Here is a 19,726-nt window from a genome sequence, read left to right as displayed (position 1 = left end):
CGAATTGCCAGCCTGCTCACAATCGGATTCTTTTGCTGTCGATAGAATGCACCACGCTGGCATACCCATAACAAGAGAATCCAACAATGAAAACCACCCTCAAACTGAGCGCGGTGGCAGTTATCTTTTTGCTGTCCGGCTGTGATGACAACAACTCTCAGGCCCCCGGTGATCTCACCCTGCGGCTGATCGAAACCTCTGATATCCACTCCAACCTGCTGAGCTACGACTACTACCAGAACAAGCCGGATGCCTCGCTGGGCTTTGCCCGCACCGCTGTGCTGATCCGCAAGGCCCGCGAAGAGAACGCCAACAACCTGCTGATCGACAACGGCGACCTGATCCAGGGCACCCCGCTGGCCGACTATATCCACGACCAGCAGGTCAAACAGCAGTGGCTGAGCAAGCAGACCCACCCCGCCATCAAGGCGCTCAACACCATGAGCTATGATGTCGGCAACCTGGGCAACCACGAATTCAACTTCGGTCTCGACTTCCTTTCAGAGACCCTGAAAGGGGCCAACTACCCCTACATCAACGCCAACGTCTTCCAGGCCGATGCCTTCAGTCGTGATGGCAAGGGCACCATCGACTGGGGCAAGCAGAAGTTCAAACCCTATGTGGTGCTGGATCGTCAGGTGAAGGATGCCAACGGCAATACCCAGACCATCAAGGTCGGTGTGCTGGGGCTGACTCCGCCCCAGATCACCCAGTGGGACAAGCGCAATCTGGAAGGCAAGGTGGTGGTGGCCGATATGGTCGAGACCGCCGAGCACTATGTACCCGAAATCCGCGCCAAGGGCGCTGACATCGTCGTGGTCGTGGCCCACACTGGCATCATTGGTGACCCGCGCGAACCCATGATGGAGAACGCAGCCCTGCCGCTGGCCAAGGTAAAAGGGGTCGATGCCCTGCTGCTGGGTCACGCCCACCGCACCTTCCCGGGCGACTACCCCAACATGACCGACGTGGACAACGAGAAAGGCACCCTGGCGGGCGTACCGACCGTGATGCCGGGCGTCTGGGGTAACCACCTCGGCATCATCGACCTGCACATGACCTGGAAAGAGGGTCGCTGGGAAGTGGCCTCCAGCCAGTCCCAGCTGCGAAAGATCGACAGCAGCGCCAGCAGCACCGAAGATCAGGCGGTGGTCGATCAGGTCATTGCCGAGCACGAGCAGGCCAACCAGTGGCTGGACGAGCCCCTCAGCAAGATCACCAAGCCAATCCACAGCTTCTTCGCGCTGGTGCAGGATGACCCCTCCATCCAGATCGTCAGCGACGCCCAGCTGTGGCATGCCAAGAAGCTGCAACAGGATGGTCAGCTCAAGGAGAAATGGCCCATCCTCTCCGCCGCCGCGCCATTCCGTGGCGGTCGCAACGGCCCGACCGACTTCACCTATGTACCGGCTGGCGATATCTCCCTGCGCAACGTGGCCGACCTCTATGTCTACCCCAACACCCTGCAGGTGGTCGCCATCAATGGCGCGACCGTACAGGAGTGGCTGGAGAAGAGCGCCGTCCAGTTCAACAAGATCGATGCCGCCAGCACCGCTACCCAGTGGTTGGTGAACGAGAAGTACCGCACCTACAACTTCGACGTGATCGACGGTGTGAACTATCAGGTCGATGTGACCAAACCCGCCCGTTACGATGTGGATGGCAACAAGGTGAGCGACAGCTATCGCATCACCAACCTCACCTATCAGGGCAAGGCGATCGACCCGACCCAGATGTTCTACGTGGTGACCAACAACTACCGCGCCAGCGGTGGTGGCAACTTCCCGGGCATCAACGCCAAGGTGATCGTCCATGAAGATCAGTTCGAAACCCGCGAAGTGCTCTCCGAATACCTCAAGGATCTGGCAGAGAAGAATCCGGCCGGTTTCGAGCCCCCGGCAGACAACAACTGGCAGCTGGCCCCCCTGCCCGCCAATCTGGATCTGCGCATCTACAGCTCGCCACGCAGCGAGGCGCAAGCCCTGACCGGTGGCAAGCTGAACTATGTAGAGACCCTGCCGCCCACCGATGCCAAACACCCCGGCTTTGGTGTCTACAAGCTGGTGCTGGCACCCTGAGCCTCAGGGTTAATCCGGCAATAACCAGTGCAACCCCCTCCTGATACGAGGGGGTTTTTTATGGGGCTGGCAGAGGGGTCAGCTCTTGTACACCAGCCGCTACCCGCAGCAACTCACGCAGCCCCTTTATCCCTTCACGCCATTGTCACCCTCTATCACACCATCCAGATCCCGGCTGGCCTGCCCCGTCCCGCCCATAAAAAAACAGGCCCACCGAAGTGGGCCTGCTGTTATTTGCGTGGGTGGGAATATCGCGATAGAGGGCGCTACTCCCGCTCCTTCACATAGGGTGTACCAAGCGCCTTCGGCGCCACCGCGCGGCCGATAAAGCCGGCCAGCAGGAACACGGTCAGGATGTAGGGCAGTGCCTCGATGGCCTGCACCGGAATGGCGAAGCCGCCGATGCTGACCCCTTGCAGGCGGATGGCGACCGCATCGAGGAAGCCGAACAGCAGGCAGGCTGCCATGGCATTCCAGGGACGCCACTTGCCGAACACCAGCGCCGCCAGCGCCATAAAGCCCTTGCCCGCACTCATGTTGGGGATGAACTGGGCCGTCTGGGCCACCGCCAGATAGGTACCGCCGATACCGGCCAGCAGGCCGCCGATGAGGAGCGCGGTGTAGCGCATCCGCACCACAGAGATACCGGCGGTATCGACCGCTGCGGGCGCCTCACCCACCGCCCGCAGACGCAGACCGAAGCGGGTACGGAACATCACCCACCATGCCAGCGGCACGCAGGCGAACGCCACGTACTCCAGCAGGGAGTGGCCGCTCAGCAGCTCGCTGTAGAGCTGGCCGATCACCGGCACATCCCACAACTCCTTGGCATAGGGCAGATCGATGGGGGCGAAACGGGCATCACCGGAGAGCGCTGGCGTCTGGCCACCCTGATCGAACCAGTAACGGCCCAGGGTGACGGTCAGACCGGCCGCCAGAATGTTGATGGCCATGCCGCTCACCACCTGATCACCGCGATGGGTGATGGTGGCAAAACCGTGCATCAGGGCAAACAGGATGGAGACACCCACCCCGGCACCCAGACCTATCCAGGCAGAACCGGAGACCGCAGCCGCCGCGCCACTGGCGAACGCCGCCGCCAGCAGTTTGCCTTCCAGCGCGATGTTGACCACCCCGGAGCGCTCGCAAAACATGCCCGCCATGGCCGCCAGAATGAGCGGCGGCGCGGTACGAATGGTCGCATCCAGCATCAGGATCAGAATTTCAAACATGATCAGACTCCTTTAGCTTGCGCGGCTGAGCGGTTGGCAAACGCCAGATAGAGCTGCTCGATGCGCGGACGCATCATGTGCTCAAGGGCGCCACAGAACAGGATCACCAGACCCTGCAACACCACCACGATGTTGCGGTCGACACCGAACTCGAAGCTGAGCTCGGCGCCCCCCTGATAGAGGAAACCGAACAGCAGGCTGGCGATGATGACGCCGACCGGATGGTTGCGCCCCATCAGCGCTACCGCGATACCGGTGAAGCCGAACCCTTCCACGAAGTTGAGCTTGATCTGGTGCAGCTCACCCTGCAGCACGTTGAGGGCAAAGAAGCCCGACAGCATGCCGGAGATGACCATGGCCAGGATCACCACCTTGGGATAGGAGATACCGGCATAGGCGGAGGCACTCTGGCTGGCCCCGACCGAGCGGATCTCGTAACCCCAGCGAGTGTGCCAGATAAAGACCCACACCAGCGCCGCACAGATCAGCGCCCAGAAGAAGCTGACATTGAGCGGGCTGTTGGGGATCTCCATCCCGAACAGGTTCGCCAGCCCGCTCATCTTGGGCAGCCAGCTTGCCTCGGCAAACACCTTGCTCTCGGTCGCCATCGAGCCGGGCGGCTTGAACACCTCCACCAGCAGATAGGCCATCAGGGAGGCGGCGATGAAGTTGAACATGATGGTGGTGATAACAATATGGCTGCCGCGCTTGGCTTGCAGCCAGGCCGGAATAAAGGCCCAGGCCGCACCGAACAGACCACCGGCAATGATGGAGAGCGGCAACAGCAGGGCAAACGGCAGCACATCGCCGAGCATCAGACAGACCAGACCGACACCGAGGCCGCCGATATAGGCCTGACCTTCACCACCGATGTTGAACAGACCGGCGTGGAAGGCGACCGCCACCGACAGACCGGTAAAGATAAAGCCGGTTGCGTAGTAGAGGGTAAAGCCAACCCCTTCACCGGTGCCGAACGCGCCGTACCACATGATCTTGGCGGCATCGACCGGGTTGATGTCGAGGTAGTAGAACAGAATGGCCGACACCAGGAAGGCCAGCAGGATGTTGACCGCAGACAAGACGCCCACGGAGACCCAGGCAGGAATACGTACTTGGCTCATCAGTGGGCCTCCTTGGCTACTTCATCGGGAACGATATTCGCCATCATCAAACCAATGGTGCGCTCATCCGCCTTGGCACCATCCAGCTCGCCGACGATGCGACCATCAGCAATGACCAGGATCCGGTCAGCGAGGCTCATGATCTCGTCCAGCTCAACCGAGACCAGCAAGACAGCCTTGCCCTTGTCGCGCATGGCGATGATCTGCTGGTGGATATACTCGATGGCGCCGATGTCGACCCCGCGGGTCGGCTGGCCGATCAACAGCACATCCGGGTCCTGCTCCACTTCACGGGCGATCACCAGCTTCTGCTGGTTGCCACCGGAGAAGTTGGCGGTCTTGTGATCGGGATGGGGCGGGCGCACGTCCCACTTCTCCATCTTGGCCTGACAATCCTGCTGGATCGCCTCCTTGTTCTGCAGCCAACCCTTGTTGTATTGCGGGCGGCGGTGATAACCGAGAATAAAGGCCTCTTTCGCCTCGAAGCGGTTGATCAGCCCCATCTTGTGGCGATCTTCCGGCACATGACCGAGGCCGTAGTTGCGCACCAGCTCGGGATCGGCCGGGTGCTCAGCACTCACCTTGTGCACGCCGCTGCGACTGCTGATGGTGAAGCTGCCCTTGCTCGGCTTGAGAATACCGCCAAGCAGACTGAGCAGTTCGGACTGACCGTTGCCGGAGACCCCGGCGATGCCAACCACTTCACCGGCCCGCACCTCGAAGCTGACCGATTTGACCCGCTCCACCTTGCTGGCGTCGAAATAGCTGAGCCCTTCGATCTTCAGCTTGGCTTCACCGGGCTGGGTTGGCCCCTTGTCGACCTTGAGGCGCACCTTGCGGCCCACCATCAGTTCGGCCAGCTGCTCCTTGTCGGTATCCTTGGTGGCGACGTGCGCCACCATCTCGCCACGGCGCATGATGGAGACCTGATCGGTAATGGCCAGGATCTCCCGCAGCTTGTGGGTGATGAGGATGATGGTTGCCCCCTGATCCCGCAGCTTTTTCAGCACCTCGAACAGGTGATCCGCCTCTTGCGGGGTCAGTACCCCGGTCGGCTCGTCGAGGATCAGGATGCGGGCGCCGCGATAGAGCGCCTTGAGAATTTCGACCCGCTGTTGCAAGCCAACCGGCAGATCTTCGACCTTTTCGTGCAGCGGCACGTCTAGGCCATAGTCTCGCGCCAGTTCGCCAAGCAGCTTTTCGGCTGACGCCACGCTCTGCTGAAGGTGCCAGCCGTTCTCAGCGCCGAGGATGACGTTTTCCAATACGGTGAAGTTATTGACCAGCATGAAGTGCTGGTGAACCATGCCCACCCCTGCGGCAATCGCATCTTGTGAGCCATGGGGTTTGAAAGGATTCCCGTCGATCAGCATCTCGCCTTTGTCGGCATGGTAGAAACCATAAATGATGCTCATCAGGGTGGACTTACCGGCGCCATTTTCGCCGACAATGCCGTGGATACTGCCTTTGCGAACCTTAAGGTCGATCAGCTTGTTGGCGTACACTTCGCCGAACCGCTTATCGATACCTCTTAATTCGATGGCATAGCGATCTGTCTGGTCCATGATGCAGCCCTGCGTTTCATGAAATAAGACTAAAAACCGGCCCGTGCGGGCCGGTGGTGCGTTGAGAGTCGTAGCAGCTATCTAATTAGTATTTGCAGGTGTTATCGCTCATGTAGTCATGAACTTTGACCTTGCCAGCGATGATTTCTGCCTTGATGGCATCCACCTTGGCTTTCATTTCCGGGGTGATCAGCTTCTCGTTGTCCTTGTCGAGCGCCCAATCCACACCGCCTTCGGCCAGACCCAGGTTCTTGATACCAGGCTTCCACTCGCCTTTGGCAGCGTCATCCCAGGTCTGGTAAGCGGCCAGACCGACAGACTTGACCATGGAAGTCAGCATGGTGCCCGGTTGCAGGTGGTTCTGGTTGGAGTCCACACCGATGGCGAACTTGCCGCTGTCCTTGGCTGCCTGATAGACACCGATACCGGTACCGCCAGCTGCGGCGTAAACCACGTCAGCGCCCTTGGCGAATTGGGACTTGGCCAGCTCGGCACCTTTGGCCGGGTCAGCAAACGCGGCAGGGGTGGAGCCCGCCATGTTCTGGAACACTTCGATCTTCGGATTGACGAACTTGGCACCCTGCTCGTAACCGCACTGGAATTTGCGGATCAGCGGGATATCCATGCCGCCCACGAAGCCGACCTTGCCGCTCTTGGAAGCGATGGCAGCCAGCGCGCCCACCAGGAAGGAACCTTCATGCTCCTTGAAGATAACGGACTGGACGTTCGGCTTGTCGACCACCATGTCGATGATGGTGAACTGGGTTTTCGGGAATTCGGTCGCAACCTTCTCTACCGCGGAACCCATGTTGAAACCGACTGCCACGATCGGGCCGTTGCCACGGCTGGCCAGACGACGCAGACCCTGCTCGCGCTGGGCTTCGTTCTGGGGTTCAAACTCTTTGACCTTGACGCCCTTGTCCTTGTTGTAGAGCTCGACGCCGTTACGGAACACGGCTTCGTTGAATGATTTGTCATACTTGCCCGCAGTGTCATAAATGACGGCTGGCTCGGAAGCAGCCTGAGCAGAGAGAGCAGCGAGAGTGAGGGAGGCCACAGTGGCCAGCTTGAGCACTTTAGTCACGATCGTATCCTTGATTGTTATTAAGTGAGGGAACTTGCTTGCCTGTCAGAGCAGGCTATCTAGCACGCAGGCTTACTCTAAGTCAGCCCCGATGCGGGTCAAGCAAATGATAAGGGAAAAACGTTTGCGTTAACGGTTTGAATTCTAAGCAAATAACCTTATAAGCAGTTGTTTTTTAGCTACTTTTCAGTTTTTTATGCTAACAACCAAAAGACCCAAACGACATTTCTCTTATTGTTCAGCAAGTTACTGTAAACCGTTTTCCCCTGTTATTCATCCAGCCCCCCGGCAAGCCCGTGATCCGGCTCGCAAAATCCCCACAAACCGCGCGAGCAAGGATTGGCTACAGCTGGAGACCTCCCCGTCCCGTTCTCTCGGCGCCAGCCAAAAATGGCCGCACCGGCGCCCTTGCAAGACCCCATCTCACCCCTCCCCCCGAGTTTGGATTTGGTCTGGCAGGGGGATGGCCGTATAATCCCCGCCTGTATAAATAAACAGGAGTGGTGATGGACGTTTCAACCCTGCTCGACGGGCTCAACGACAAGCAAAGAGATGCCGTTGCGGCGCCCCGCAGCAACCTGCTGGTGCTGGCCGGTGCCGGTTCGGGCAAGACCCGGGTGCTGGTGCACCGTATCGCCTGGCTGATGCAGGTGGAACGCTGTTCACCCTTCTCCATCATCGCGGTCACCTTTACCAACAAGGCGGCGGCCGAGATGCGCGGCCGGGTCGAGAAGGTGTTAGGCAGCTCGCAGCGTGGCATGTGGATCGGCACCTTCCACGGTATCGCCCACCGCCTGCTGCGGGCCCACCATCTGGATGCCGGCTTGCCGCAGGATTTCCAGATCCTCGACTCCGACGACCAGTACCGTCTCATTCGCCGGGTGCTCAAGGCGCTCAACCTCGACGAGAAGCACTGGGCCCCGCGCGCCGTGATGGGCTACATCAACGGCAAGAAGGATGAGGGCTTGCGCCCCGGCGACATCGACCTCTACGGCGACCCCGTCACCCGCACCTATCAGCAGATCTACAAGACCTATCAGGAGACCTGCGATCGCTCCGGTCTGGTGGATTTTGCCGAACTGCTGCTGCGCGCCCACGAGCTGTGGCTCAACAAACCGCACATCCTCGAGCACTACCGCGACCGCTTCCAGAACATCCTGGTGGACGAATTTCAGGATACCAACGGCATCCAGTACGCCTGGCTGCGGATGCTGGCGGGCAACAGCGGCAAGGTGATGATCGTCGGCGACGATGACCAGTCCATCTACGGCTGGCGCGGCGCCAAGATCGAGAACATCCAGCGCTTCCTGACCGATTATCAGGGCGCCGAGACCATCCGCCTCGAGCAGAACTACCGCTCCACCGCCAATATCCTCAAGGCCGCCAACAGCGTCATCGCCAACAACGCCGAGCGCCTTGGCAAGGAGCTGTGGACCGAAGGGGCCGAGGGCGAACCGATTTCCCTTTACGCCGCCTTCAACGAGGTGGACGAGGCCCGCTTCGTGGTCGGCCGCCTCAAGGATTGGAAGGAAAAGGGCGGCTTGCTCGCCGACTGCGCCATCCTCTATCGCTCTAACGCCCAGTCACGGGTGCTGGAAGAGGCGCTGATGCAGGACGCCATGCCCTACCGCATCTACGGTGGCCTGCGCTTCTTCGAGCGGCAAGAGATCAAGGACGCCATGGCCTACCTGCGGCTTATCAACAACCGTGGCGATGACGCCAGCTTCGAGCGGGTGGTCAACACCCCGACCCGCGGCATCGGCGATCGCACCCTCGAGATCCTGCGCGGCAACGCCCGCGATCAGGGGCTCAACCTGTGGCAATCGGCCAAGGCGCTGCTCAATGACAAGGTGCTGACCGGTCGCGCCGGTAACGCGGTGCGCGGCTTTGTGGATCTCATCGACGCGCTGGAGGAGCAGGTCTCCATGCTGCCGCTGCACCAGCAGGCCGATATCGCCATCCAGAACTCCGGCCTCAAGGCGATGTATCTGGCGGAAAAAGGCGAGAAATCCCAGGCGCGGGTAGAGAACCTGGACGAACTGGTCACCGCCTGCCGCCAGTACCAGCGCCCGGACGAGCTGGAAGATATGAGCGATCTCTCCGCCTTCCTCGCCCACGCGGCGCTGGAGTCCGGCGAGAATCAGGCCGACGAATATGCCGATGCGGTGCAGCTGATGACATTGCACAGTGCCAAGGGCTTGGAGTTCCCGCTGGTGCTGCTGGTCGGCGTCGAGGAAGGGATGTTCCCCAGCCAGCAATCGACCGAGGAGTCGGGCCGGCTGGAAGAGGAGCGCCGCCTCTGTTACGTCGGTATGACCCGCGCCATGGAGAAGCTCTACATCTGTTATGCCGAGAGCCGCCGCATCTACGGCCGCGAGATGTTCCACAAGCCGAGCCGCTTTATCCGCGAGATGCCCGCCGAGTGCCTGGAAGAGATCCGGCTGCGCACCCAGGTGAGCCGCCCCACCCAGTACGGCCGCTTTAGCCAGAACGAAGTGCAGCAGAGCTTCGACGCCAGCGGCATCAAGCTCGGCCAGCGGGTGCTCCATCCGAAATTCGGCGAAGGGGTGGTACTCAACTTCGAAGGGGTCGGCCAGCAGAGCCGGGTGCAGATCCAGTTCGACGACGTCGGCGCCAAGTGGCTGGTGACGGCTTATGCCAGATTGGAAGCGCTTTGATTTTTCCTGCCTTTTGAAATAACCAACCCGGCTTAGGCCGGGTTGATTTTTATATGACCCATCGTGACAACTTTAAATACGCGATCGTCCGAATACGCTTCGCTATTCGAACCTACAGCTGTGTTTAAGCTGTGGAAGAACAATATTTGTCCCATATTGGACAAGGTATATTCAACTTAAGTTTGCTATTAAAAAAGCACCCTTTTCGCAAGCAAAAAAAGTTATTTAAATTTTCCATCCTTGATCGGGAGACTTGTATTTAGCGGAGCGGACGGATGAAAACCCGCTCAGTGTGAGTGGATACTAACAGACAGAGTGGGACTCACAATTTATCCACAGCACGCCAGTTATCCACACATTGCAACAATGTCTCTGCACCATTATCTTGTGTTACGAAGCGGCAGGAGCACCACATATAGTGGTTTTACATCAAATGAGGAGCAACTCATGGTGATAAACGAAGTATCAAAACCCTTCCCGGGCAAAACTGTGTCCATCCCATGGCAAATGATGGAGGTTATCCATGCCAAAAAGACCACGACGTTCACGTCGTTCAACACCAAAGGCTACAAATGATAAAGCCACCCTTCCAAAGTGGATCAGGTGGCTCATATCAGGGTTCCTAGACGCTTTAAGGCAAAAGCTTGTAGGATTTGTGTTTTTACTTCTGCTTAGTGCAGTCCCGCACGATTACAACGATTACTCTTGGAGTACCAGTCCAGAGGCAATCAAAGTGCAGTACTACCAGATCTAACCAGGGGCCTTCGGGCCCTTTTTTACACCCTTAACTTACAATTTGTGAGTCAAATGTGTAACCGGAATCATGGACAATCGTGACCTAGCCGTCAATGAAAATATATCACTATTTGTGATACACCAACGTTCAGAGAAGCACAAAACCACAATATATTCATATTGTTAAATGACGCAGGACCGTAGGTTCGATTAGCGAAGCGTAATCGGACGATCGAGTAATCAGACGTTCGCGTAATCGAACGCTTACAACGGAACAACCCTTTAGGGGTTTACTCCAATCCCCCCGATGCCCCATCCACCGACCCGCACCAATCCGGTGGATAGACGCCGCTCGCCACATAACGATGGAAGGTGGAATACGGCCAATCGGCCACCCGGGTGACATGACCATGCTTGAGCGGGTTGATATGGACGTAATCCATATGGCGGCGGTAATCCTGCTCATCCCGGATCAGATGTTCCCAATAATGGCGTTGCCAGATGCCCCGCTCCCCGTGACGTAACCGCGTCTGGCTGCGCCGCTCGTTCACCGGCAAGGCGCGGGAAAAGTGGCTTTTGATCAACCGCCACCGCAGGGGGAAATCGGTGTCTCCTTCCGGCAAAGAGAGAATGCAGTGGAGATGGTCGGGCAACACCACCCATGCATGAATGGCGAAGGGGTGAGCCTGTTGCACCTTGGTAACGCTATGGCGCAGCAAGTCGATCTGCTCCACCAGCAACCGGTTATTGCGCCGCTCCAGCAGGTTGACGGTAAAGAACCAGGTTCCTCCGGGCCACCATGCCCGCCGCCAATTGGCCATCCCTTTCCCCTCGTTGAGACCGAAAAGCCAAGCATAGCCTTGCCTCACTTCGATCTGCTTGCGGGCCGTGATGATGCGGATGTTACTTACGCGATCGTCCGATTACGCTTCGCTAATCGAACCTACATGGACAGGAAATCTGGAACACCCACTTTCGGGCAAAGGCGTAACTGGTGGAGCTACGCCTTGTTTTTGGTGAAAGCCTCTGGTCACTTGACCAACTTGCTCTCCATCACCCCTTGCTTGCCCTCCTCTTCACTGACCTGACTCAGCTTGGAGCGGGCCATCAGCAGGCCCATCTTGACCTCCTGCCAGACGTAGTAGTTTTTACCCGCCTCGGTGCTGAGGGTCAGGGTGGCATCGTTCTCCGACTTGGAGGTGATGGTGTGGCTGCCCGGTGTCACCTGCTTGAGGATGTAGGTGTGGGCCACGGTATCGCCGACCGCCACGCCATCCACCAGCAGCGGCATTTTGACGGCCGCACCGAAGGTCTCATTGCGATAGATATAGAGGTTGGCCGCATCCTTGGGCGCCACAAACTGCTTGGCCTGCGCATCTGCGGTGGCATCGGCCATGGGTACGGAAGCACAACCGGAAAGCAGCGCCGCCGACAGCAGGGCGGCACTCATCATTATTTGCCTGAACATAGTCGTTATTTTTTAGTGGGTTAACGGGATTTAAAGGTTCGCATGAGCCTGTGCTGGCTGACAATCGCTCAAATCGGTCGGGGTGTGACCCGGTTCAATTTTTCGGCATTTGGTGGGATGAAGGTGGGAGAACTCAGAAACCCGGCCGCCAGATGGGGCGCGGTGGCCGGGTGAATTGTAAAGAGTAGGGTGACAGGGAAAGGGATCAGCCTAGTCTAATCAACTCGATGGGGGCGTAGCGCTCACCGGAGTTTGCCAGCAGCACGCACTTCTCATGCTCCGCCTGATAGGGGGTCATGTTGTCGGTATGAGCCTCTTTCAGGAAGTCGACGGCGCCGGTGGCGGCAATCATCACGCGCTGACCCTGATTCAGCACATTGCGGTTACGGTCATAGATCTTCATTTCATTCTCCTTTTCTTGTGTCCTGGCGAATGCGCAGGCGTCTGTCCAGGACAACGGCATTCAGCCTACGCCCCTGAAAAAAGGTGATTTATGTCACAGATCAAAAAAGGGGCGATAAGGGACTCACAGGCTCAAAAAGCGAGCATGGCCCCTTGGCCAACGGCTGTCGCACGCAGTGGTGCTGCCCTGCCCTTTTCGTCGCGGCGGGCTCGAACCCGGCAGCGGTTGGGGTATATTGGTGGCCGATTAGCCAGTCTCATTCACTGTGGCCGCGCAAGCGGGCCGCTGTTTCAACAAGATGGAGAGTGCTCATGAATCGCGACATTACCGCCCAGTTCATCAAGATGCTGACCAATCTGGATCACTGTCTGGCCAAGGCCGAGGCCCACGCTGCGGCGAAGCAGTTCAACGTGGAGAACTTCTTCGGCGAGCGGCTGATCGTCGATATGCTACCGCTGTCCAAGCAGGTGCTGATCTGCTGCGATTCGGCCCGCGCCGTGGTCGCCACCGCCAGCCACAGCGAGCTGCCGGTGCTGGGGGATGACCCCAAAACCATGGCGGACCTGCGCGCCCATCTCGGCAAGACCATCAGCTATCTGCAAGGCAAGCTGGACGCAGACTACAGCCAGTATGCCAGCGGCCGTTACGTGCCCCACTGGGCGGGCGGCAAGGGGATGGATGGCCATACCTGCGTCCATGAGTACGGCATTCCCAACTTCTACTTCCACCTCACCATGGCCTACGCCCTGCTGCGCCGCGCCGGGGTCGATCTCGGCAAGCGCGACTATCTGGGCGGGCTCAACCTGCAATAAGCGCTGCACGCCACTGGCTGCAAACAGATAGCAAAAGCCTGCCACGCGGCAGGCTTTTTTATATCGGGTGGTGCAGGGCTGGTGCGCAGAAGAGCTGCGCCCTAGAAGGGGCCGTTGCTCTCGCGCAGCTTGTCGGGCAGGCCGTCGTGATCCCCCAGCTCGCGCTCGGGCACATCATCCCAGTGCAGCTTGCCAAGGGTGAGATTGCGCTCGGGGTGAACGGCGTAGTGGATGCGGTTGTCCTCCCGATCCGTATCGCCGATGCAAAGCAGCCGGACAGTCTCTTCGGTGTTGTTGATAAAAGCGTGGGCCAGCCCGTCACCGGCCTTGAAGCCCACCGAATCACCCGGTTGCAGCCGGTAGAGCACGCCGTCGAGCCAGACATCCGGCGTCCCCTCCAGCACGTGGACGAACTCGTCCTCGGTCTTCTCGGCATGGGGCCAGCTGGTGCGATGGCCGGGTTCGACAATCTCGTGGTGAATGCCGATGCGGCTAAAGCCGAAGTGTTTGCCGAGGGCACAGCCGCGAGAAAGGGGCTCCTGACTGCCGGAGTAGTAGCGCGGCGTCTGCTCTTGCAGCTCGCTCCAGTGTTTGATGCAGGGGTGGCGATTCATAGCGGTTCCTTTTCTATGAGGATGCAGTCACGGGAAGGGTCATCCTGACTGCCAGAATGCGGGGAGAAAGCAGAAATTTTCTGGTCAGATGAGCCCCTCTGACGAGAGGCTCAACAAGCAGGAATTACTTGGCCTTGACGCAAGGCAAGGGAGGAAGCTCGCCCTGTGCAGCCGGGCGGGTCATCTGGTAGTTGCCGGCAAGATCCCGATAGACACGGGTGTTCCACACCTCTCCGTTGTCGAGCTGGAACTCGATGTCGTAGTTGACCCCGGAGACCACCTGGCTGCGCACCTCGCGGATGCTCTGCAGTTTGGCGGCCGTGTTCATGCGAGCCAGCACGCTGGCCAGCGCAGCCTCTCCTTCAGCATTGGGCAACGGCTGACTCTGCCAGCCACCCGCCATCTGCGCACACTCAGGCGTGGGTGACGAGGTGCTGCAGGCACTCAACAGGCCAGCAACAAGGATGGGTAACAACACGCGTTTCATATCATTTTCTCCTGCCTGAAAAATGACCACCATATCAATATCTTGCCATTATTGCAGCCCAAAAGGCTCCCGCTGCGCCCCGCTTGGACGCACCAATCGTTCAGCGCCCCAGATTGTCCGCCAGCTGTTTGGCGCGGCTGGCCGCCCACTGGTCGATCATCTTCTCCATCTCCCCGGCGGTGATGGGCTCATCCTTGTGGGTAGTATCCGTACTCTCGCGGGCATCCATCACCCGCACCAGCAGCTTGCCGCTCCGGGAGTCGAGCAACTGGGCCATGCTGCCCACCTTGAGCAGGTAGGGCTCCTTGCCGATCACTTCGCGGGTGACGTTGATGGCGATCTTGGCCGGCAGCAGGTCACGTAGCTTGGGGTCGGGACGGGTCAGGTCGAAGTTGGTGACGGCGGCCTGGATCCGCATCACTTTCGGGCCGGGGGCGGTGGCGATCTTGACGCCCTGCTTGATCAGCTCGCTCTGGAACTTGTCGTGGTAGTAGCGGCCAATCTGGTTCTGTTCATTGGCGGTCAGCAGATACCACTGACCGTTCTCCTGACGAATAAACTGCAGCGGATCGAGCAGCACCTCATTGTATTGGCGCAGATCAACGCCCGGCTCCTTGTAGACGCGCTGATTGGGGTTGCTCTCGCTCTGCTGGAAGGCTGTCAGCGGGAGCGCCTGCAAGCTGTGGGATACCTGATTCTTGACGGCGCAGCCACCCAGAAGGGCCGCAGCCACGGCAACCATCACGACCTTTTTCATATTTGCTCCTGCATTTTACTGTTTGTTTTTGCTGTGGATTTCGCACCACATGGCTGGAGAACCCGTGCCGGATGCCGCCAATGTCACAGAGAAATAACCTATTCATCACCTTCCCACAAGGGACAGATCAGGATTGTTCAGCTCACATCCAAGTTGTCACAATTGAGGCACTTTTGTACAGGGTCAGCCAGGGTATGAGCGGCAGTCTGGCGAGGGTTCGGTTGTTTAATCCGGCTAAATGGAGCGGCGGAAAGCGCTCAGTTTTTTCAAACGATGCGAGCCCGCGAGCGGCGTGAGTTGAACGGGGGAATGCCCTGGAACGGGCGATGACCGATCATCAATCATCTTGCGCAAACTTGCCTGCCACCGGAGAAGCGGCAGGCTCATTCATCAGTTATCCAGATCCCAGGGGCACTGCTTGACCAGCCCCTCTTTGCCGCTGGCGACGATCGCCTGCTGCACCATCCGTTTGTAGCGATTCTTGATATGGGCGGGCAACGCGGGCACCAGCAGTCGCTCGTCAAACTCCGGCAGCGGGCGATCCGGCAGCACCGCCTGCTCCTGCGGGCTGAGCGGCGGCCGGGAGGCCATATTGCTGGCCGAAATGGTGGGCGTGCCCACCAGCATCTGGCGTTGCAGCGGCGCGCTCAGCAGAAAATCCACCAGCAGGTAGGCGGCCTTGAGCCGTGCAGGATCATCGCCAACATGACGGGCGATGGAGATCGCATCGAGGGCATAGATGGCCCCCTCCTGCACCATGGCGATCCGCCACTGCTGCTCGTTCTGCTTGTTGCACTCCACCAGCTCCAGCCCCCAGGTGGTGGCAAAGGTCTGCTGGCGCAGATCCTCACAGCGGTTGGCCTGATTGAACCAGAAGCCGCGACTGGCTCGCAGCCGCTGCGAGAGCTGCTGCTCCACCTCTTGCTGCAAGGTCTTGTCGGCCAGCATCTCGCCGCTGGCAAACAGGGCGGGCGACTTGCCCAGCGAGAGCAGCACCGAAAAGAGCAGCGGCTCGAACTGGTCGCAGAACTCGGCAAACTGACCCGACGGCGAGCTGTTGGCGAGCACCTGCCAACTGGTGGGCGCTTGCGGCACCTGCTTGCTGTCATAGGCGAGGCTGAACATGGCGTAGGAGAAGGGCACCGAGTAGTTGCGCTCCCCCTGCTTGTCATACTCGGTGTTCTTGAGGGCGGGCTTCACCTCGGCGTAGTGCTGCAGGCGATTGAAATCGATGGGGAGCAGCAGCTTGAACAGCGGCTGGTGATGGGCCTTGTAAAAGTAGCTGGTCGGCAGCACCACATCGGCGCTGCGGGTGCGCAGGGCACGGTAGACGCTGTCGAAATCGGTCAGCAGCGGCTCGATCCGGCTGACCGTCGCCTCCACCCCATGGGCTTTGGCGTAGTCGGCAAACTGTTGTTCATAACCCGCAGGCAGATAGCCCCACTCCAGCAATTTGAGCTGAACCGGGGCCGCCAGCGCCGGGGTCATCCCCAACAACCAGCAAAGAGGCAGTAGACGCATGGCCGGGCACTCCTGACAGGTAAACCTTGTTGGAGTATAGGCCCATGCGCCGACTCGTCAGGCCACCAGCTCGGCCCCCATGCTCGCCAGAATGGAGAGGCTGACCACCGCAAACAGCACGCCGGTCACCAGATTGAGCGGCCGCTGCACCCGCAGCAGCAAGCGCTGGGCACGATCGGTGGAGAGGCTCCACGCCAGCAGCCCGAACCAGCAGAGGGAGATGATGAAGAGCTCGCCCACCAGCAGGCTGCGGGTCATTCCGTCCACCTCTGGCGTCACCATGGCGGCCAGCAGACCGATAAAGAACACCAGCGCCTTGGGGTTAAGCAGGTTGGTGGCAAGGCCAGTGCGCACGCCCCTGCCCCAGCCGCGCAGCTCGTTGGCGGCGCTGGCCATCACGGTACTGCTCTGCTGGCGAGCCGCCATCAGGGCACCCCACCCCAACCAGCCCAGATAGAGGGCACCGCAGCACTTGATCACCATAAACAGCAGCGGGTGGCTGGCAATCAGCATGCTGATCCCGGTCAGACTCAGGGTGGCGTGCACCATGATCGCCAGCGAGATGCCCAGCGCCGCGCCAAGAGCGGTCGGCCGGTGCAGGCTGGTGCGCAGGATCAGGGCGAAATCGGGGCCGGGGCTGGCCAGTGCAATCAGGTGCATCAGGCCGAGGGTAACGAACAGACTGGTCAGCATAACAACTCTCGCTTTAACGACGGAGAGCCAGCATGGCGGATCAGCGGGGGGCGCGGCTTGTAAAAGATTGCATCTGGGCACGAAATTCGGCGGGTGTCAGACCGAATGCCTGGCGAAAGCCGTGGTGGAAGTGACTCTGATCGAAGAAGCCGACCGCCAGCGCCACCTCGCTCACCGCCATGCCGCTCGCCAGCAGCCGCTTGCCCTGCTCCAGCCGCAGCCGTTTCAGCCAGGCGTAGGGAGTCATGCCGCTGCGCTTCTTGAACTGGCGCAGGAAGGCGAAACGATCGAGCCCGAGCAGCCCCGCCAGCTCTTCCAGCGAGTGGGGCTCGTCGAGGGCGGCCATCAAATAATCGCGCAGAAATCGCAGTTGGGGATCTGCCAACTGGTGTACCTCGGGGGCCAGATGCAGCAGCTCCCCCAGCAGGGCGAGCAGCTGGCTCTCGATCAGCAGGCCATCGGCCTTGGGGTTGTCGAGATAGCCGTGCAGCTGGGCAAAACCCTGATAGAGGTCGGGGCGGCTCTGCAATCCCTTGTCGAAGAAGGGTTCCGGCTGCTCCGGCAGCCAGAGCGCCAGCTGCTGCGGATCGATGGCAAAGACCCGTACCTCATACCCTTCCGGCAGCAGGCTGAGGCCGTCGTGCACCTCATCCGGGTTAACGGTAGAGAGCACCCCGCGCACCAGATGGTGGCTGTTTCCCTTGTGGATAAACTTCTGGCCACCCCGCTGCACCAGCCCGATATGGTAGTCGAGATGGACATGGCGGCCGTAGCTGAACGCCCTGTGGTGGGAGTGTGACAGCTCGACCCCCGGCAGGTGCGGGGATTGCCAGTAGCGGATGAGGGAATCGGTGGTATTCATGGGTTATAGATACACCAGAAGCGGGCCTTGGACTTGTAGATTATTGCACGCAACCCCCTCTCAACGCCCCCACAGCCGCGGGGTTGGCTCCACCAGCGAGGCGAGCGGCACCCGCTCCACCATCTGACGCATCTGTTGCACCAGCTCGGGATTGCCATCCCCCAATGACTTGTTCAGCACGGTATGCACCTGCAGCGGGGTGACCGGCAGGTAGATGAGGCGGGTCGCCGCAGGGAGCTTGGCACGAAAATGGTTGGCGGAAATATCGTTGGAGAAGAGCGCTGCATCGATGCGCCCGCGCAGCAACTTCTGCATGTTGCCATGCTCCCAGCTGAGCTGGGAGAGGGTGTCGATATGGATCTGCGGATGCTGCAACAGCGGCGGCACGATCGCCTGACTCGACCAGCCGATGGTGGTGCCGTAGAGATCTTCTTGCCGTTCAACCGCGTGAAGTCGCGATGGTACCAGTACCACCAGCACCGGCCGCAGCAGCAACAGGTGGGGGTCGATATAGCGAAAGTGACGAGCACGCTCGGGACTGTAACTCAGCAATGGGGTCAGATCGCACTCGCCGCTCTCGAGGTTGCTTAGCAGCCGCGCCACATTGAGCCCCTGCCACTCGATGGTACGCCCGATCGCGGGTTCGATATGACGGCGAAAGTAGTCGATCACCGGCCCGGAGACCTCGCCCTGCTGATCGATGGTGACCAGCGGCGCCAGCTGGAAGACGCATCCCCGCAGTGGCGCGTTGATCGCCACAGCCTGACTGATGGTCATAAGAGGGAGAAGAAGTGCCGATAGCAGTAATACCAAACGCGTGCCCAAACGAGAGATGCCCATAAGTGCCGACCCGATGCCCTGATAGCCATCAGCATGGCACAAGGCAAAAGGGCGGGCTATCCGCTCCTGCCGCGCTTCGGCCTCTCGCACCCCCTACGCCCATGACCAATGGGCCCCCGTTTTATTGCGGTGCAAATCAATACTTCCGCGGCTTTGATGGATTTTGGTCTCTTGAGATATAGTGCGGCCCCATTCATCAAACCGGCGGATGAGCGCCCCGCCGGACAGGTAGATTCATGAGACTGTTTTTGCTGTTGTTGTCGTTGTTTGCTGCGACTGTAAGTTCTGATGAAAAGCCGCGTCTGCCCTATTACGACTGGGGTCGCTGCCCGTTTGAAGGTTGTACCTATCAGGCGTGGACCACCAAGCAAGAGGTGATCGTCAGAGCCGAGCCATCCCTGACGGCCAAAGCGCTGTTCCGGCTACCCCGTGGCCAGCAGGTGGAAGGGCTGACCGGGGTCGTCATTACCGAACAACCGGGGATCGTCGAAATACTCAGATCGGTCAAGCTGGGCTACAACGAGGAGGGAAAAGGGCCGCTGTTGAATATGAAGGCAGGGGAAACGCTTTATATCCTCGGCGGACTGGGCGAAGGCAATAGCCTGTTCTGGTACAAGGGCAAAACCTACATTCTCGATTATGACTATGCGCGCAAAGAGATCAGATACGGCCGGTCACCGCAGAACCAGTGGTGGGTAAAAATTCGGGACAAGCAGGGGCGTGAGGGTTGGGTTGCCGAAGCCAAAAACTTCGCCCATATGGACCGTTTCGAATAG

General features: G+C 59.5%; 19 protein-coding genes. 4 read left to right on the top strand and 15 right to left on the bottom strand.

Features of this window, described 5'->3' with window-relative positions:
- The first annotated feature begins 86 nt into the window (after positions 1-86).
- The gene (locus AB5Z02_RS01255; RefSeq protein ID WP_368215038.1) at positions 87-2,078 is read left to right on the top strand and encodes a bifunctional 2',3'-cyclic-nucleotide 2'-phosphodiesterase/3'-nucleotidase; all 1,992 of its coding nucleotides are present in this window, start codon (positions 87-89) and stop codon (positions 2,076-2,078) included.
- A gap of 266 nt (positions 2,079-2,344) precedes the next feature.
- On the opposite strand, the gene AB5Z02_RS01250 is transcribed toward AB5Z02_RS01255, so the two are convergent.
- From AB5Z02_RS01250 to AB5Z02_RS01235, 4 genes are all read right to left on the bottom strand, one after another.
- Entirely contained in the window at positions 2,345-3,310 is a 966-nt protein-coding gene (locus AB5Z02_RS01250; RefSeq protein ID WP_021230728.1) for an ABC transporter permease, read from the bottom strand.
- 2 nt (positions 3,311-3,312) lie between these two features.
- A complete protein-coding gene (locus AB5Z02_RS01245) occupies positions 3,313-4,431 on the bottom strand; it encodes an ABC transporter permease (protein ID WP_368215036.1) in 1,119 nt (372 codons plus the stop codon).
- Positions 4,431-5,996, bottom strand: coding sequence for an ABC transporter ATP-binding protein (locus AB5Z02_RS01240; protein ID WP_075116180.1), 1,566 nt, complete (start codon positions 5,994-5,996; stop codon positions 4,431-4,433). The genes AB5Z02_RS01245 and AB5Z02_RS01240 overlap by 1 nt, the downstream gene beginning before the upstream one ends.
- A gap of 85 nt (positions 5,997-6,081) precedes the next feature.
- Positions 6,082-7,080, bottom strand: a complete 999-nt coding sequence (locus AB5Z02_RS01235; protein WP_005340803.1) for a BMP family protein — start codon at positions 7,078-7,080, stop codon at positions 6,082-6,084.
- Between the two features lie 506 nt (positions 7,081-7,586).
- Here AB5Z02_RS01235 and uvrD point away from each other — a divergent pair.
- A complete protein-coding gene (uvrD, locus tag AB5Z02_RS01230; RefSeq protein ID WP_368215034.1) occupies positions 7,587-9,758 on the top strand; it encodes a DNA helicase II in 2,172 nt (723 codons plus the stop codon).
- Positions 9,759-10,223: 465 nt separating this feature from the next.
- Here the strand turns inward: uvrD and AB5Z02_RS01225 are convergent, their stop codons facing one another.
- From AB5Z02_RS01225 to ydfZ, 4 genes are all read right to left on the bottom strand, one after another.
- Complete coding sequence (locus AB5Z02_RS01225; RefSeq protein ID WP_158653277.1) at positions 10,224-10,370, bottom strand: hypothetical protein; 147 nt, start codon at positions 10,368-10,370, stop codon at positions 10,224-10,226.
- 413 nt (positions 10,371-10,783) lie between these two features.
- A complete protein-coding gene (locus tag AB5Z02_RS01220; RefSeq protein WP_139408915.1) occupies positions 10,784-11,314 on the bottom strand; it encodes a transposase in 531 nt (176 codons plus the stop codon).
- A 209-nt stretch (positions 11,315-11,523) separates the two neighbouring features.
- The gene (locus AB5Z02_RS01215) at positions 11,524-11,961 is read right to left on the bottom strand and encodes a DUF2846 domain-containing protein (RefSeq protein ID WP_362785704.1); all 438 of its coding nucleotides are present in this window, start codon (positions 11,959-11,961) and stop codon (positions 11,524-11,526) included.
- A gap of 205 nt (positions 11,962-12,166) precedes the next feature.
- Positions 12,167-12,364, bottom strand: a complete 198-nt coding sequence (ydfZ, locus tag AB5Z02_RS01210; protein ID WP_005357022.1) for a putative selenium delivery protein YdfZ — start codon at positions 12,362-12,364, stop codon at positions 12,167-12,169.
- A gap of 311 nt (positions 12,365-12,675) precedes the next feature.
- Between ydfZ and AB5Z02_RS01205 the strand changes: the two genes are divergently transcribed.
- Complete coding sequence (locus AB5Z02_RS01205; RefSeq protein ID WP_111901569.1) at positions 12,676-13,176, top strand: DUF1993 domain-containing protein; 501 nt, start codon at positions 12,676-12,678, stop codon at positions 13,174-13,176.
- Positions 13,177-13,277: 101 nt separating this feature from the next.
- Here AB5Z02_RS01205 and AB5Z02_RS01200 read toward each other — a convergent pair whose 3' ends face one another.
- The 7 genes from AB5Z02_RS01200 to AB5Z02_RS01170 form a co-directional block, all read right to left on the bottom strand.
- Entirely contained in the window at positions 13,278-13,790 is a 513-nt protein-coding gene (locus AB5Z02_RS01200; RefSeq protein ID WP_236358646.1) for a cupin domain-containing protein, read from the bottom strand.
- A 124-nt stretch (positions 13,791-13,914) separates the two neighbouring features.
- On the bottom strand, positions 13,915-14,277 hold the full coding sequence (locus AB5Z02_RS01195) for a cystatin domain-containing protein (protein WP_362785710.1): 363 nt from the start codon (positions 14,275-14,277) through the stop codon (positions 13,915-13,917).
- A gap of 100 nt (positions 14,278-14,377) precedes the next feature.
- Positions 14,378-15,034, bottom strand: coding sequence for a DUF3313 domain-containing protein (locus AB5Z02_RS01190; protein ID WP_368215032.1), 657 nt, complete (start codon positions 15,032-15,034; stop codon positions 14,378-14,380).
- Between the two features lie 390 nt (positions 15,035-15,424).
- Positions 15,425-16,555 carry a PotD/PotF family extracellular solute-binding protein gene (locus tag AB5Z02_RS01185; RefSeq protein ID WP_362785713.1) on the bottom strand — a complete coding sequence of 377 codons (1,131 nt, stop codon included), beginning with the start codon at positions 16,553-16,555 and terminating at the stop codon, positions 15,425-15,427.
- Positions 16,556-16,612: 57 nt separating this feature from the next.
- Positions 16,613-17,248: a LysE family translocator gene (locus AB5Z02_RS01180; protein WP_058059345.1), complete on the bottom strand. Its 636-nt coding sequence runs from the start codon at positions 17,246-17,248 to the stop codon at positions 16,613-16,615.
- A 40-nt stretch (positions 17,249-17,288) separates the two neighbouring features.
- Positions 17,289-18,110, bottom strand: a complete 822-nt coding sequence (locus AB5Z02_RS01175; protein ID WP_005357044.1) for an AraC family transcriptional regulator — start codon at positions 18,108-18,110, stop codon at positions 17,289-17,291.
- A gap of 60 nt (positions 18,111-18,170) precedes the next feature.
- Positions 18,171-18,887, bottom strand: a complete 717-nt coding sequence (locus tag AB5Z02_RS01170) for a transporter substrate-binding domain-containing protein (RefSeq protein WP_362785716.1) — start codon at positions 18,885-18,887, stop codon at positions 18,171-18,173.
- A 299-nt stretch (positions 18,888-19,186) separates the two neighbouring features.
- On the opposite strand from AB5Z02_RS01170, the gene AB5Z02_RS01165 reads away from it, so the two are divergent.
- Positions 19,187-19,726 (top strand): hypothetical protein, encoded by a 540-nt coding sequence (locus tag AB5Z02_RS01165; protein WP_362785719.1) that lies wholly within the window; start codon positions 19,187-19,189, stop codon positions 19,724-19,726.

Source organism: Aeromonas sp. R2-3 (assembly GCF_040908375.1).
Taxonomy (GTDB): domain Bacteria; phylum Pseudomonadota; class Gammaproteobacteria; order Enterobacterales; family Aeromonadaceae; genus Aeromonas; species Aeromonas veronii.
This window is presented reverse-complemented; position numbering and strand designations above follow the sequence as displayed.